This window comes from Kitasatospora sp. NPDC022785, assembly GCF_055561295.1.
Genome location: NZ_JBVHHB010000019.1, coordinates 177,830 through 192,783, shown reverse-complemented (window position 1 = coordinate 192,783; position 14,954 = coordinate 177,830). Strand labels below are relative to the sequence as shown.

At 72.8% G+C, this 14,954-nt stretch carries 14 protein-coding genes; 10 read left to right on the top strand and 4 right to left on the bottom strand.

The window, feature by feature from the left end; translation table 11 throughout:
• The 3 genes from ACZ3YO_RS26960 to ACZ3YO_RS26950 all read left to right on the top strand — a co-directional run.
• On the top strand, window positions 1-148 hold a 148-nt coding region (locus ACZ3YO_RS26960), incomplete at its 5' end, for an AbfB domain-containing protein (protein WP_465573995.1).
• A 134-nt stretch (window positions 149-282) separates the two neighbouring features.
• Entirely contained in the window at window positions 283-2,280 is a 1,998-nt protein-coding gene (locus tag ACZ3YO_RS26955) for a glycoside hydrolase family 31 protein (protein WP_465573970.1), read from the top strand.
• A complete protein-coding gene (locus ACZ3YO_RS26950; protein WP_465573968.1) occupies window positions 2,277-3,197 on the top strand; it encodes an HAD family hydrolase in 921 nt (306 codons plus the stop codon). The genes ACZ3YO_RS26955 and ACZ3YO_RS26950 overlap by 4 nt, the downstream gene beginning before the upstream one ends.
• 90 nt (window positions 3,198-3,287) lie before the next feature.
• On the opposite strand, the gene ACZ3YO_RS26945 is transcribed toward ACZ3YO_RS26950, so the two are convergent.
• Window positions 3,288-4,427 carry a PucR family transcriptional regulator gene (locus tag ACZ3YO_RS26945; RefSeq protein ID WP_465573966.1) on the bottom strand — a complete coding sequence of 380 codons (1,140 nt, stop codon included), beginning with the start codon at window positions 4,425-4,427 and terminating at the stop codon, window positions 3,288-3,290.
• Between the two features lie 87 nt (window positions 4,428-4,514).
• On the opposite strand from ACZ3YO_RS26945, the gene ACZ3YO_RS26940 reads away from it, so the two are divergent.
• The 3 genes from ACZ3YO_RS26940 to ACZ3YO_RS26930 all read left to right on the top strand — a co-directional run bounded on the left by ACZ3YO_RS26940 (window position 4,515) and on the right by ACZ3YO_RS26930 (window position 7,762).
• Complete coding sequence (locus ACZ3YO_RS26940; RefSeq protein WP_465573964.1) at window positions 4,515-5,570, top strand: ferredoxin reductase; 1,056 nt, start codon at window positions 4,515-4,517, stop codon at window positions 5,568-5,570.
• Window positions 5,571-5,577: 7 nt separating this feature from the next.
• Entirely contained in the window at window positions 5,578-6,696 is a 1,119-nt protein-coding gene (locus ACZ3YO_RS26935) for a fatty acid desaturase family protein (RefSeq protein ID WP_465573962.1), read from the top strand.
• Between the two features lie 415 nt (window positions 6,697-7,111).
• Window positions 7,112-7,762: an RICIN domain-containing protein gene (locus ACZ3YO_RS26930; protein WP_465573960.1), complete on the top strand. Its 651-nt coding sequence runs from the start codon at window positions 7,112-7,114 to the stop codon at window positions 7,760-7,762.
• 334 nt (window positions 7,763-8,096) lie between these two features.
• Here ACZ3YO_RS26930 and ACZ3YO_RS26925 read toward each other — a convergent pair whose 3' ends face one another.
• Both ACZ3YO_RS26925 and ACZ3YO_RS26920 read right to left on the bottom strand, forming a co-directional pair.
• Window positions 8,097-8,774 (bottom strand): TetR/AcrR family transcriptional regulator, encoded by a 678-nt coding sequence (locus tag ACZ3YO_RS26925; RefSeq protein ID WP_465573958.1) that lies wholly within the window; start codon window positions 8,772-8,774, stop codon window positions 8,097-8,099.
• 109 nt (window positions 8,775-8,883) lie between these two features.
• Window positions 8,884-9,822: a pirin family protein gene (locus ACZ3YO_RS26920; protein WP_465573956.1), complete on the bottom strand. Its 939-nt coding sequence runs from the start codon at window positions 9,820-9,822 to the stop codon at window positions 8,884-8,886.
• A 158-nt stretch (window positions 9,823-9,980) separates the two neighbouring features.
• Here ACZ3YO_RS26920 and ACZ3YO_RS26915 point away from each other — a divergent pair, with 158 nt between their 5' ends.
• From ACZ3YO_RS26915 to ACZ3YO_RS26900, 4 genes are all read left to right on the top strand, one after another.
• Complete coding sequence (locus ACZ3YO_RS26915) at window positions 9,981-10,556, top strand: NADPH-dependent FMN reductase (RefSeq protein ID WP_465573954.1); 576 nt, start codon at window positions 9,981-9,983, stop codon at window positions 10,554-10,556.
• 82 nt (window positions 10,557-10,638) lie between these two features.
• Window positions 10,639-11,391, top strand: a complete 753-nt coding sequence (locus ACZ3YO_RS26910) for an ABC transporter ATP-binding protein (protein ID WP_465573952.1) — start codon at window positions 10,639-10,641, stop codon at window positions 11,389-11,391.
• 5 nt (window positions 11,392-11,396) lie between these two features.
• Window positions 11,397-12,971: an FtsX-like permease family protein gene (locus ACZ3YO_RS26905; RefSeq protein WP_465573950.1), complete on the top strand. Its 1,575-nt coding sequence runs from the start codon at window positions 11,397-11,399 to the stop codon at window positions 12,969-12,971.
• The gene (locus tag ACZ3YO_RS26900) at window positions 12,964-14,220 is read left to right on the top strand and encodes a sensor histidine kinase (RefSeq protein WP_465573948.1); all 1,257 of its coding nucleotides are present in this window, start codon (window positions 12,964-12,966) and stop codon (window positions 14,218-14,220) included. The genes ACZ3YO_RS26905 and ACZ3YO_RS26900 overlap by 8 nt, the downstream gene beginning before the upstream one ends.
• A 7-nt stretch (window positions 14,221-14,227) precedes the next feature.
• Here ACZ3YO_RS26900 and ACZ3YO_RS26895 read toward each other — a convergent pair whose 3' ends face one another.
• Window positions 14,228-14,893, bottom strand: a complete 666-nt coding sequence (locus ACZ3YO_RS26895; protein ID WP_465573946.1) for a response regulator — start codon at window positions 14,891-14,893, stop codon at window positions 14,228-14,230.
• Between the last annotated feature and the right edge of the window lie 61 nt (window positions 14,894-14,954).

The window sequence follows — 14,954 nt, the reverse complement described above, 5'->3', positions numbered from 1 at the left end:
CTTCCAGTCCGTCAACTTCCCGACGAAGTACCTCCGCCACTACAACTACACCGCCTACATAGCGTCCAACGGAGGCACCAACAGCTGGGACAGCAGTGCCAGCTGGGCCGCCGACACCAGCTGGCTGGTCGCCCAGCCCTGGGGCTGAGCCACCGCGGCAGCACCACCGTGCACCGGCCCGCCACCGCCTCGCCGGCGGTGGCGGGTCCGGCTCGCGCGACGGAGGAGCCCGGAAGCGACGGTGACACCACCCGACCGACCCCAGGAGCAGAGGAACCGACCTTGTCCTACAGCATCCGCGCGGGCGCCCTGGAACGGCACACCGCCGCAGAGATCCTCCGCGTCGAGCCCTGGGGACCGGACGCCGTCCGGGTGCGGGCCTCGTCCGGGACCATCGACCCCACCGCCCCCGGTGCGCTGGAGAACCCGCGGCCCGCCGCGCACGCCGAGGTGTCCGTGTCGGACGACGGCAGTGCCCGTCTGGTCAACGGCAGCATCGCCGTCGAGGCCTCGGCGGACGGCCGGCTGCGATTCCGCCACGCCGTCTCGGGCCGCGAACTCCTCGCCGAGCGCAGCCCGCACGCGCTCCACGCCGACCCGCGCGTCCACGCGGCCGGCGGCCGGACGGAGCAGTCCTTCGAGGCATACGACGGTGAACGGCTGCACGGCCTGGGGCAGCACCTGCACGGACGCCTGGACCAGAAGGGCTGTGTGATCGACCTCGTCCAGCGCAACACCGTGGCGGCCGTCCCCTTCCTGCACTCCTCGCGCGGCTACGGACTGCTCTGGAACAACCCCGCCACGGGCCGCGTCGAACTGGGCGCCGACACCACCCGGTGGACCGCCGACGGCGGCGGCCGCATCGACTACTGGATCACCGCCGGCGACACCCCGGCCCGGATCCTGGACTCCTACACCCGGGCCACCGGCCGTCCGCCCCTGCTGCCCGCATGGGCCTCGGGCTTCTGGCAGTCGAAGCTGCGCTACCGCACCCAGGACGAACTCCTGGCCGTGGCCCGGGAGTACAAGGACCGCGGACTTCCGCTGTCCGTCATCGTCTGCGACTTCTTCCACTGGCCGAGGATGGGCGACTGGCGCTTCGAGGAGAGCGAGTGGCCCGACCCCGCCGCCATGGTCAAGGAGCTGTCGGACCTCGGCGTGAAGCTCGCCGTCTCGGTGTGGCCCACCGTCGAGCCCGACAGCGACGCGTACGACGCGCTGCGCTCGGCCGGCCACCTCGTCCGGGACACCGGCGGCGGTCTGCTCACCTTCCCGTGGCCGTCCCGGTACGGCGGCGAGGCCCTGATCCGCCCGATGGCGTACTACGACGCCACCCACCCCGGAGCGCGCACCGCGCTGTGGCAGCGGCTGAACGACAACTACCGTTCGCTGGGCGTGGCGTGCTTCTGGCTGGACGCCTGCGAACCCGACGTGCCCCCGGGCCTCGCCGAGCGCGCCGTCTACGCGGCAGGGCCGGCCGCCGAGGCCGCGAACCTCTACCCGCTGGAGCACGCCCGCGCGGTGGCCGACGGCCTGCGCGCGGAGGGCGAGGACCGGCCGCTGTCGCTGGCCCGCTCGGCGTGGGCGGGCAGCCAGAAGTACGGGGCCCTGCTGTGGTCCGGCGACATCCCCACGACCTTCGACTCCCTCGGGCGCCAGATCAGGGCCGGACTGAACGTCGCGATGAGCGGCATCCCCTGGTGGAACACGGACATCGGAGGCTTCTTCGGCGGCGACCCGGACGACCCGGCGTACCGTGAGCTGCTGATCCGGTGGTTCCAGTACGGCACCTTCAGCCCCGTCATGCGGCTGCACGGGGACCGCGAGCCCAACCACCCCGCCTTCGCCACGGACATGACCGGCGGGCCGAACGAGATCTGGTCGTACGGGGAGCAGGCGTACGGCATCCTCCGTGACCACCTGTTGCTGCGCGAGCGCCTGCGCCCGTACTTGCACGGCCTGTCCGAGGCCGCCCACCGCACCGGCGCCCCGCCCATGCGGCCGCTGTTCTTCGACTTCCCCGAGGACGGACACGCCTGGGAGGTGGACGACCAGTACCTGCTCGGCCCCGACCTGCTGGTGGCCCCCGTGTACGAGGCCGGTGTCCGGGCCCGTCGGGTCTACCTGCCGTCCGGCACCCGCTGGCGCGACCCGGCCACCGGCCGCGTGCTGGAAGGCGGAACGACGCTCGACGCCGAGGCCCCGCTGGAGCGCATCCCGGTCTTCGTACGGGAAGGTGCCGACGTCACGGCCCGGCTGACACACGGAGGCATCCGATGACGACACGACCCCGTCCTCCGGAGGATCTCCGCGCCGTTCTCTTCGACTCGGGCGGCGTGCTGATGCAGCCGATCGGCGGCCGGTGGAACCCGCGGGCGGACTTCGAGCAGACCGTTCTCGCCCACGTACCTTCGATCACGTCGGAACAGTTCGCGGCAGCCGTCGCCGCGGGCGACCGACTCCTCGCCGCCTCGTCGCCCGAGCCCGCGTTCGACGACTTCCACCGGCTGATGCTTCGTCACGTCGGGGTGGAACCGTCCTCGGAGCTCCTCGCCGACTTGTGCCGCGAGGTCCCGGCGGCCACGCTCCTGGAGACCTGCCCGGAGGTCGTGGGCACCCTGGAAGAGCTCAGCCGCCGGGGCGTGCGGATGGCGGTGGTGTCGGATGCCTGGCCCAACCTGCCGGACCTTCACGCGGGGCTGGGGACCGGACGGTTCTTCGAGGCGTATGCGATCTCCGCGGTGCTCGGCTGCAACAAGCCGGACCCGCGCATGTACCACCATGCCAGCGACGCGCTGGAGCTCGCGCCCGCGCAGTGCCTGTTCGTCGACGACGATCCCGACCTGGTCGCCGCTGCGATCGGGCTCGGGTACGCGGGGCGCGCGGTCTGCCGGGGATCGCTCACAACGGCGGTGCCCTCCATCGCGTCCCTGGCGGAGGATTGGGGGAGGCGGGTGACCGCACCGGCCAGCCCGCCGACGACCGGGCCGACCATGGCGCTCCCGATGACCATCAGCCAGTCCAGGTCGAACTGCATCGCGGTACCGACCACCAGCCCCTGCACCAGGAAGACCGCCCCGATCGCGGGCCCGTACCAGTCGGGCGGCGGTACGGGGCGGGAAGCGGTGGCGGTGGCGCGGTTGGCGAGTTCGAGCGCCTCGGCGGGCGTAAGCGGGCGGTCCATGGTTCCCCCTTGACGCGGCAACTACCTCCAGGGGGGTGGCATCTACTTTCCATTTTGGAAAGTACTTTCGCGAGGGGCCCGCTGGATGGTCGGAAGCAGCGCGTCAGCTGACCCGAAGACCCACGGCCAGTGTCAGCTCAAGGACCCGGTGGGGCGACGCCAGATCCGGAAACAGCTCCCGCAGCTGCGACATCCGGTATCGGACTGTCTGGGGATGGACGAACAACGCCGCCGCCACCTCCTCCCGCCTGCCCTGGTGCAGCAGCCACGCCCGGAGCGTCTCCTCCAGCCGCTGCGCCGTCGCGTCGGGCAAGGTCCGCAACGGTGCGAGGGCTCGGGCACGCAGGTCTGCGAACGCGTCCGCGTCGGCGCTCAGCACCAGCTCGGGCAGGTGGTCCTCGGTGTCCCGGATGTCAGCGGAGAGGGAACGCGCGCGTACGGCTCGTGCGTACGAGGCGGACGCCCGAGTCCACGGCCGGGCCGGGCCGACCACGGCGGTGCGGTCGGTCAGCTGCCGCAGGAGACGCGACCGGTCGGCATCGGGGACGAGCAGCACACCGGTGGCGTCCGGCAGATCGTCGAGGACCAGGGTGCTCGGGTCGAGCGCGCGGTAGGCAGGCCGGGCCTGGACCGCGGGCAGCAGGACCACGGTCAGCGAAACCGGAGGCTGCCATCCGGCCCGTTGAGCAGAGGCCATCAGCACGTCCGGGTTCGCGCCGGCGAGGAGGTCGCGGGCCAGGTGTTCCAGATGGCGCTCGTGGGCCCTGCCCCGGGCGGCCAGTTCGTCGGCATGGCCCGCGGCGCTCGCGGCGGAGAGCTCGTCGATGTAGGCGAAGGTCAGCTCGGCGAACTTGGCGACCTCGGCGGCGGGCAGACCTGCGGGTACGGCACCCGCCGCCAGGCATCGCCAGGCCACGCGGGCGCCGACACGGTAGGCGCTGAGCAGGGCGTCCATCGAACGGCCGTCGCGCACCTCGCCGCGACCCAGCTCGTAGGCCGCGTCACCGGCGTCGCCGCCTGTGTCGTTCCCGCTCGCCAGGTCCAGGTAGTTCCCCAGAGCAGTGCGGACGGCCCGGCGGATGGTGCCGCCCATGGGGCCCGAAAGGGCATTGGCGTAGGGAGGGACCTCGTCGATGATCGCCTGGACGACCTCGTCGGCGGTGGTCGTCAGCGCGGCCCGAAGCGCCGTGACCGTCGTCTCATCCAGGGCCAATTCGCCGGCCTTCCGGATTGCATGGCTCACGTTTTTGTTTCCTGCGAACAATTCAGCCGATCAGTTTCACGTCCTACGGTCAGGACTTTACGCCCCGAGGCGCCGCAAGCTGGAGTCATGACGCGTGCAACACTCCGCAGCAGGGCGTGGAAACTGCTGGAGATGGTCACAACGCCGCTGCTGCCCTCGGACTACCTCGACCTGGTCAGCCCGCTGCGTACCGGCGCCGACCTGCGGGGGCGCATCGAGGCCGTGCACCCCGAGACGGGCGACGCCGCGACCATCGTGATCAGGCCGGGACGGGGCTGGCGCGGCCACACGGCCGGTCAGTACCTGCGGATCGGGGTCGATGTCGACGGGAGGCGCCTGTGGCGTGCCTACTCGATCACCTCGCCGACAGACCGCCAGGACGGCCGCGTCACGATCACCGTGAAGGCCATCCCGGACGGCAAGGTCAGCAACCACCTGGTCCGCAGGGCGACACCGGGCACGCTGATCCAGCTCGACCAGGCGTCCGGTGACTTCGTACTGCCGCGGGCCACGCCCGCCAAGGTGCTCTACCTGACGGCCGGCAGCGGCATCACGCCCGTGATGGGCATGCTGCGCGACACCGAGTTCGACGACGTCGTCATGGTCCACCTCGCGCCACAGCCGCAGGACGTGCTCTTCCGCACCGAACTGCACGGCCTGGTCGCGGACGGGAGACTGCGCCTCATCGAGGTGCACACCGACACGGACGGCAGGCTCGACATCGCCCGTCTCGACGGACTCGTGCCCGACTGGGCCGAGCGCGAGACCTGGGCCTGCGGTCCCGCGGGCCTGCTCGACGCCGCAGAGAAGCACTGGAACGAGCACGGCGTCCACGAGCGCCTGCACACCGAGCGCTTCCGCCCGAGCACCGTCGTCGCCGGCGACGCCGGCGAGGTCACGTTCAGCGCCACCGGCAGGACCGTCGACGCGGACGGCGCCACGCCGTTGCTGGACATCGGCGAGGAGGCCGGCGTGCTCATGCCCTCCGGGTGCCGCATGGGCATCTGCTTCGGCTGCGTCACGCCGCTCAAGGCGGGCGCCGTCCGCGACCTGCGAACCGGCGAGATCACCGAGGCTGAGCCGGGCGTCCTCATCCAGACCTGCGTGTCCGCCGCGGCGGGCCCCTGCGACATCGAACGGTAGAAGCAATTTGACCGCCATAGACCCCACCGCCCACCTGACCGCGGAGCAGATCGAGGAGCTCGGCCGCGAGCTGGACGCGATCCGCGACGAGGTGATCGCCGGCCGTGGCGAGAAGGACGCCGCCTACATCCGTACGGTCATCTCGGCGCAGCGCAAGATCGAGCTGGTCAGCAGGGGCGTGCTGCTGTTCTCGATCTTCCCGCCCGCGTGGCTGCTCGGCACCGCCGGTCTGTCCGTGGCGAAGATCATGGACAACATGGAGATCGGCCACAACGTCCTGCACGGCCAGTGGGACTGGATGCGGGACCCGAAGATCCACTCCACCACCTGGGAGTGGGACCACGTCGCGCCGTCCGATCAGTGGAAGCACTCGCACAACGAGCTGCACCACACGTACACCAACGTGATCGGCAAGGACAACGACCTCGGCTACGGCATCATGCGCGTCGACGAGGACCAGAAGTGGCACCCGTTCCACCTCGGCCAGCCGCTGTGGAACTTCGTCAACGCCTGCTTCTTCGAGTACGGCATCGCCGCGTACGACCTGGAGCTCGGCAAGAACCTGCGCAAGCGCCGCCGCAAGGACCCGGAGTTCCGCGCGCGGGCCAGGGCCGTGGGCCGCAAGATCCGCAAGCAGGTGCTCAAGGACTACGTGATCCACCCGCTGCTGTCGGGCCCGTCCTTCCTCACCACGCTCGCCGCCACCTTCACCGCGAACCTGGTCCGCAACGTCTGGACCCACTCGGTGATCATGTGCGGGCACTTCCCCGAGGGCGTGCAGGTCTTCGAGCGCCAGTCGATCGAGGGCGAGACGCGCGGCCAGTGGTACCTGCGCCAGATGATGGGGTCGGCGAACATCAGTGGCAGCAGGGCCATGCACTTCATGACCGGCAACCTGTCGCACCAGATCGAGCACCACCTGTTCCCCGACCTGCCGAGCAACCGCTACGCCGAGGTCGCGGTGAAGGTGCGCGCGCTGTTCGAGAAGTACGAGCTGGAGTACGTCACCGGGCCGCTGCCGAAGCAGGTGTTCTCCGCGTGGCGCAAGGTCTTCCGGCTCTCGCTGCCGAACAGGAAACCGAGGGCCGGAACGCCGGAGCGCGAGCAGGAGCTCGTCGCGGCCTGATCACCGGTACCGGTCCGGAGCTCGGCCGTACCGGCGGCACCGCCGGGCCGGCACCGTCCCGCTCCGCCGGCCGGTCGCCGGCACGGCGGGAAGCACCCGTCACTCCTCGGCCTTCATGAACGCATGGCCGACCCCACCGCCCCCCTCCGCAACATCCTGCGGGCCCCGGCCTGCACGACTACGCGGCCAACCTGCTCACGAAGAACAGGTCCGGTCAGTACCTGCCGAAGGACGAGTGGTTCCTCTACCGGTTCTACGGCTCCCAGACCGGAAACATCGTGAACCTCACGCCCGGAACCAACACCGACGGGGTGGCGACGAAGGACAACGCCGCGCGCAACGCGAAGATCCTGCTGGGCAGCACGGCAACACCGGCGACGTCACGGTCAACCTCAACCGCCTCGACACCACCTCCGTGGTGGAGAACGGCCGGGTGCGCGCGGTCGTCCAGCGCATACCGAACAACGGCGGCGGCGCGGTGACGGGGCCGGTGACCGTCTCCGACCAGAACCTGACCGTCAACGGCAGCTCGGCTTCGGTGAGCGTGCCGTGGACGGACGCCGCGGACGGCTACACCGTCACGCTGCTGCCCCCGTCCGACACCACCGTCTCCACGGTCGCCGTGGCGCAGCACAGTGGTCAGTGCCTCGACGACACCAACCTCAGCACCGCCGACGCCACGCAGTACCAGCAGTACTCCTGCGAGGGCGGCTACCAGCAGATGCTCGATCTCAAGCCGGTCGCCGGCCGGGCGAACACCTACACCGTGGTCAACGAGCACAGCGGCAAGTGCCTGGACGTCTCGGGAGCTTCCCCGTCCGACGGGGCCGCCGTCATCCAGTGGACCTGCGGCGGCGGGACGAACCAGATGTTCACGCTGCAGCCGGTCACCGCGCTGGGCAGCGGCCAGGACTACCAGCTCGTCGCGGTGCACAGCGGCAAATGCGTCGACGTCACTGGGGTCTCGGCCACGCCGGGAGCCCTCGTCCACCAGTGGACCTGCGACCCCGCGAGCGTGCTGAGCACCAAGAAGAACCAGATCTGGCGCCTGACCGGCAAAGCCTGACCGCCTTGGCCTGACCCGTGAACGTGTGAGCCCGGCCGGGGAGGGCCCGGTCGGGCTCACACGCGTTCGACCACGGCGCGGACCGCCTTCACTGAGGCCGCGTCGATGGTTTCACCCCGGCGGGACGGGTAGCCGCCGACATGACGACCTCCACCGGTTGCCCACTCGGCACCCGGCCATCCCGTCGAACGGAGGAACTGCGATGCGAGCAGTCACCTGGCAGGGCCGACCCGTCCGCGCGAGCGGCAAGCGGACCGTCTGGGTCGAGGGGCACCGGCTGTTCTGATCACCGTGCTCGGCCGGGTGCGGCCCGGTGCGGCCTGCCTGTCCGTGCTCAGCGCGCGTAGCGGGCCAGCAGGAGGTCGACGCCGGAGGTGATCTGGTGGGCGAGTTCGGCCTCGCCGAGGTCGGCGTCGGGGGTGAAGGTGGCCATCAGCTGGGGGACGCCGAGGGTGGCGGCCACGAGCTGCTGGACGGCGAGCTCGGGTTCGGGGGTGTCCAGTCTGCCGAGCTGGTCCAGTTCGGCGAAGGCCGCGGCGAGCGGGCCGTTGATCATGTCGTAGCTGAGCCGGTACCAGAGCTGGCCCAGCTGCGGGAACCGCTCCGTCTCGCCGATGACCAGCCGGCGCAGCGACATGATGTCGGGGCGCAGCAGGATGCGGGCCCAGGCGGTGGTGAGGTCGATCAGCGCGGCCCGCAGGTCGGGGGCCTCGACGATGGTGGAGGTGCAGGACTCGAGCCCGGCGTAGGTGCGGGGCAGGATGCCGCCGATGACGGCCAGGAACAGGCGTTCCTTGCTGCCGAAGTGCTTGTAGATGGTCGCCTTGGAGACGCCGGACCGGCTGGTGATCGCGTCCATGGAGGCGGCCGAGTATCCCGCGGCCAGGAATTCGGTGACCGCCGAGTCGATGATGGCCTGGCGCTTGCGCTGGGCGGCGTCGGTGGGGTCCGGGATGATCGGGATGCCGTATTCGTCCGTCGCGTCAGCCGTGCCTGCCGTGTCGACGCCCATGGCGGTGTCCTCTTGCGTTCTGGTCCGGAGCGGGGATTTCTCAGTATATGAACTGAACGGTTTGGTTCGCAAAGGCGGCGAAACGGACGCGCCGGACGGTCGGCCGGGCTCACCAGGGGAGCCGCCCCATCAGGCCGAGGCCGAAGTCCTGCTGGGCCTGGCGCAGTTCGGCGGCGGTGTTCATCACGAAGGGGCCGCTGCGGGCGACCGGCTCGCCGATGGGCTCGCCGGCCAGGACGAGGACCTCGGCCGCCCCGCCCCGGGCCTCCACCGTGAACCGCTCGCCGTCCTGCGCGAGCACCGCGAGGTGGCCGTCCGGGAGTTCCGCATCGGGGGTGGCGGCCTCGCCGGACATCACGTACAGCATGGCGTTGTGCCCGGCGGGCGCGCTGAAGTCGGCCCGGGCGCCGGCCGCGAGGCGGGCGTGCACGACCAGGACCGGCGTGTGGGCCGCGAACGGGCCGGTGACGCCGTGGGTGCTGCCGGCGATGACCGTCAGCTCGGCGCCGTCGTCCGTGGTGACCACGGGGAGGTCGCCGGCCTCGGCGTTCTGGCTGCGCGGCGGGACGGACTTGAGCCGGGCCGGCAGGTTCACCCAGATCTGCAGCATGTGCTGGAGGCCGCCCTTGGCGAGGAACTCCTCGGTGGGCAGGGCCTCGTGGACGATCCCGGAGCCGGCGGTGAGCCACTGCACGCCGCCGCCCCGGACGACGGCCCGGTGGCCGCGGGAGTCGGCGTTCGCGATGTCACCGGCGATGACGTACTGGATCGTCTCGAAGCCGCGGTGCGGGTGCGGGGGAGCGCCCTTGGCCTCGCCCGGCGCGAGCTCGACCGGGCCGACCTGGTCGACCATCAGGAACGGGTCGAGGAACGGCAGGTCGGCGGTGGGGAAGGGGCGGCGGACCGGGAAGCCCGCGCCCTCGTAGGTGTGGACGGGGCGGACGACGCGGACGGTGGATCGCGGGGTGGTGGTGGCGTGGGTGGTGGCCGCGGTGGTGGCGGTGGGGGTAGCGGGGACGGTGGTCGCGGTGGCGCTCGACGGGGTCATGGCTCGAATGAACTATACGATTCAGTTCACTGTCAAGACTGAACTGTTCGGTTGACACAATGAACTGATCGGTTTAGTTTTCTGGTGTCGAAACCGCCCGGATCACCGGACGGTCCGACAACTTCCTCCCGCCGTAGCCCTTCTGAAGGAGTCCCACCATGGCCACCGCCAAGATCTTCGCCATCTCCGGCTCGCTGCGCGCCGACTCGCACAACACCCAGCTGCTGCGCGCCGCCCAGAAGTTCAACCCCGGTGGCCAGGAGATCGAGATCTACGACGGCCTGCGCGACATCCCCGCCTACGACCAGGACCTCGACACCCCCGAGAAGCGGCCGGCCGTCGTCAACGACCTGCGCCGCCGCGTCCAGGCCGCCGACGGCCTGCTGATCGCCACGCCGGAGTTCAACTACTCCATCCCCGGCGTCCTCAAGAACGCCCTCGACTGGCTGAGCACCGACTGGACCAAGACCGAGGGGCTGCCGCTGCACCGCAAGCCCACCGCGATCCTCGGCGCCGCCCCGACCAACTTCGGCAGCGTCCGTGCCCAGCTGGCGCTGCGCCAGGTCTTCGTCTGGACCGACAGCGACGTCGTGGTCAAGCCCGAGGTCATCGCCTTCCGCTCGCACGAGCGCTTCGACAGCGAGGGCAACCTCACCGACGAGACCACCATCGGGCTGCTCCAGGACCTCCTGCGGGCGCTGCAGGTCAAGATCGACGCCGCCGCCGCGCGCTGAGGGCGGGGGTTCGGAAAACCGAACCCCCGATCCGGGGGCGAGCACGATCGATCGCCGCGTCCGGCCCGGCCAGCATGGAGACATGGCTGAGACGAGAATGACAGCGGTCGCGGAACCGGCCGCCCGCGCGGACGACCTGCACCGGGAGTACGGCCGGGGCGGCGCCGCCGTGCGGGCGCTGCGCGGGGTGTCGGTGGCGTTCGCCCCCGGGACCTTCACCGCCGTGATGGGGCCCTCGGGCTCCGGCAAGACCACCCTGCTCCACTGCCTCGCCGGCCTGGACCGGCCCACCCGCGGCACCGTCCGGTGGGGCTCCACCGAGGTGTCCCGGCTGCCCGAACGCAAGCTGGCCGAACTGCGGCGCACCCGGATCGGGTTCGTCTTCCAGGCGTTCAACCTGATGCCCGCGATGACGGTCGCCCAGAACGTCGAACTCCCGGGCCGGCTGGCCGGCGCCCGCCCCGCCCGCGCCGACGTGCAGGACGCGCTCGCCCGGGTCGGCCTGGCCGGCCGCGAACGCCACCGGCCGGGCCTGCTCTCCGGCGGCCAGCAGCAGCGCGTCGCGATCGCCCGCGCCCTGGTCACCCGCCCCGACGTCCTCTTCGCCGACGAACCCACCGGGGCGCTCGACCGCGCCACCGGTCACGAGATCCTCGCCCTGCTGCGCACCGGCGTGGACCGGGACGGGCAGACCTGTGTGATGGTCACCCACGACCCGGTGGCAGCCGGTTACGCCGACCGCGTCCTGCTGCTCGCCGACGGGCTGCTGGTCGACGAGCTGGCCCACCCGACGGCGGCGTCGGTCGCCGAGCGGCTGAGCCGGCTGGGCGGGTGAGCGCGATGACGCCCCCGTCCCCGGGCACCGCGCCTGACCGTGGCGCCGTCCCGCCCCCAGGCGCCGCCCCGGACCTTGGCACTGCCCCGGACCGGCAGGCCGCCCCGGACCGGCGGGCCGCGCCGGGCAGCACGCCGCCGTCCCCCGCCTCCCGCGCCTCCCACGCAGCTCTCCGCACCGGGCGCCCCGTACCGGCCCTCGCGCTCGGCCAGCTCCGCCGCCGACCCGCCGCCTTCGCCGGGCTGGCCGTGGCGCTCTTCCTCGCCGTCGCCACGGTGACGCTCTTCGGCTCGCTCTTCGCCGCCGAGGTCACCGCCCCGGCCGCCGCCCGCCGGGCGGCCGCCGGGCCGGGCCTGATGGTGATCGCTGGCGCGTTCGGCGAGATCGCGGTGCTGGTGGCCTTCTTCGTGGTGGTCAACGCGCTCGGCTTCGCGCTGCGCCAGCAGCACCGGGAGCTGGCGCTCCTGCGCACCGTCGCCGCCACGCCCCGGCAGGTCCGCCGGCTGGTGCGCGGCCAGGTGGTCGCGACCACCCTGCTGGCGGCCGGGCCCGGCTGGGCGGCCGGGGCCTTCGCCGCCCGCAGGTTCCTCGCCGCCTTGCAGGAGCGCGGGATGGCCGCGCCCGCCGTCCGGGTGCCGGGCACACCGCTGCCGATGCTGGTCGCGCTCGCCGCCGCCCTGCTCGTCGGCCTGGCGGCGGCTGCCGTCGCGGCCCGACGGATCACCCGGATCCCGCCGGCCGCCGCACTCACCGCCGGGTCGACCGAGCACGGCCGGACGGGCGTCCTGCGGCTGCTGGCCGGCGCCGGCACCCTGACCGGCGGCGCGCTGCTGCTCCGGCTGGCGGCGACCCGCCCCGCCGACCAGCTCGACAAGGCCGGGCAGGCGGCCCTGCTCGCCTCGCTGGTGCTGCTGGTCGCCGTCGCCCTGCTGGGACCGCTCGCGGCCCGCGTCCTGGCCGCCGTGCTGGGTGCGCCGGTGCGGTGGGCGGCGCCCCGCTCGGGCTGGCTGGCCGACGCCAACCTGCGCGGCTACGCGCACCGGCTCGCGGCCGCGGTGGTGCCGGTTGCGCTCCTGGTCGGTCTCTCGGGCACCATGTCGATCATGACAAGCACCGCCGAGCACGCGGCGACCCTCGCCCTCCCCGGGGCCGCCGCCTCGGCCGCCTCCGTGACCTCCGCGAGCGACGTCTGGCTGCGCCAGGCGGAGCTGGCCATGCTGGTCTGCTTCGCGGCCGTCTCCACCGTCAACACCCTGGTCGCCCTGACCGCCGACCGCCGCCGCGAGTTCGCGCTGCTCCGGCTGCTCGGCGCCACCCGGCAACAGCTGCTGCGGATGCTCGGCGTCGAGGCGGCGCTCACCACGGCGGTGGGCGTCCTGCTGGGTGCGACGGTCGCCGGCGTCGCCTCGGCCGCCTTCAGCACGGCCGTCACCGGCTCCGCCGCGCCGACCGTCCCGGTGGCCGCCTGCGGTTGGATCGTGGCGGGCGCGGCCGCGCTGACCGTCCCCGGGATCCTGGGCACCGGCCTGCGTGCCGTCACCGGCCCGGCCGCGCAGCTGGCCGGCGGCGAGCGTGGCTGACCGGAGCCCGTCCGGGGTCCGGCGGTACTTCACGATCCGCAGCGGCGAACTGCTCTTCGCCGTCGCGGGCCTGCCGCCCGCCGTCCTCGGCGGCGCCTACGCCCTCGCCGTCCTCTACGCCGGGGCGCTGCTCTCGCTCACCGTCCTCGGCCTGCCGTTCGTGGTCCTGGGGCTGGCCGGCGCACGTGGCCTCGGCGGGCTCCACCGCCGGCCGGTCGGCCGGCTGTTGGGCGAGTACGTGGAACCGCCGCCGCCGCTGCCGAGGCCGGCCGGCGCCTTCGCCCGCGGCCGCGCCGTCCTGACCGACCCGGTCGCCTGGCGTGCGCTGCTCTACCTAATGCTGCGCCTGCCGCTCGGACTGCTCGGCTTCGCCGCCGCCGTCGTCCTGCCGCTCGCCTGCGGCTGGCTAGTCGGGTTCCCGCTCTGGGTACGGCTCTTGGAGCCGGGGGACCGGCCCGCCGGTTGGCTGGACGCGGCCGCCGTCCTGCTCGGCCTGGCCATCCTGGCGGCCCTCCCGCCCGCCAACCACGCGCTCGCCGCGGCCAATCGGAGCATCGCCCGGCTGCTGCTCGGCCCGGCCCGCGCCCAACAGCGGGTCCGCACCCTCGAATCCGCCCGTGCCACGCTCCTGGCCGCCAACGCCGACCGGCTGCGCCGCCTGGAGCGCGACCTGCACGACGGCACCCAGGCCCAGCTGGTCGCCCTCGCCATCACCCTCTCGCTGGCCGACGACGCGCTCGCCCCCGGCGCCGGCCCCGGGAGCCCCGACCTCGCCCGCCTGCGCACCCTCGTCGACCGCGCCCGCGGCCAGACCGACGACAGCATCACCGGACTGCGCCGGCTCACCCGGGGCATCCACCCGGTCGCTCTGGACGGCGGCCTCGGCGAGGCCCTGCCCGGACTGGCCGTCACCTCGCCGGTCCCCGTCACCGTCCGCCTCGACCTACGGGAACGGCCCGACCCGGCGATCGAGCAGGCCGTCTACTTCTGTGCGGCCGAACTGCTCACCAACCTCGCCAAGCACAGCGGCGCCCGGACGGCCGAGCTGTCGGCCACCTCCGCGGACGGCCGGGTCCGGCTGGTGGTGCGCGACGACGGCCGCGGCGGCGCCGTGCCCGGCGGGCCGGCCGGCGGGACCGGGCTGACCGGTCTGGGCGAGCGGCTCGCCGCGGTGGACGGCGTGCTCCGGGTGGAGAGCCCGGCCGGCGGGCCCACGGTCGTCACCGCGGTTCTCCCGAGCCGCATGTGACGCCTCGTCAGCCGCCCGTCTCGGAGAGGTAGGTGAGCACCGCCTTCACCCGGCGGTTGTCCGCATCCGTGGCCGGCAGGTCGAACTTGGTGAACACGGCGGCGACATGCTTCTCCACCGCCCGCTCCGACACCACCAGCCGCCCGGCGATCGAACGGTTGGAATGCCCCTGCGCCATCAGCTCCAGCACCTCCCGCTCGCGCGGCGTCAACGCGTCCACCCGGCCGCGCCGCCCGCCCCGCATCAGCCGGGTCACCACCTCCGGGTCCAGCGCCGTCCCGCCGTCCGCGACCCGGCGCAGCGCGTCCACGAACTCCGACGTCCGGGCGACCCGTTCCTTCAGCAGATACCCGACCCCCGCCGCGCCACCCGCCAGCAGCCGGGACGCCCAGGCGGTCTCGACGTGCTGCGAGAAGACCAGGATGCCGACCTCCGGCAGGGTCGCCCGCAGCTCGACAGCGGCGCGGATGCCCTCGTCGGTGTGGGTCGGCGGCATCCGGATGTCCACCACCGCGACATCGGGCCGGTGCTCGGCCACGGCGGCGAGCAACTCCGGCGCCGTGCCGGCCGCAGCGACCACCTCGCACCCACGGGCGCCGAGCAACTCGACCATCCCCTCCCGCAGGATCACGGAGTCCTCGGCCAGTACCACGCGCAGCTGTCTGTCGATCACGACGCCATTATCGCGGCCGCCGGGGGAGTGCCGGACCGCGCGGGCCGGAAGCACGACCGTG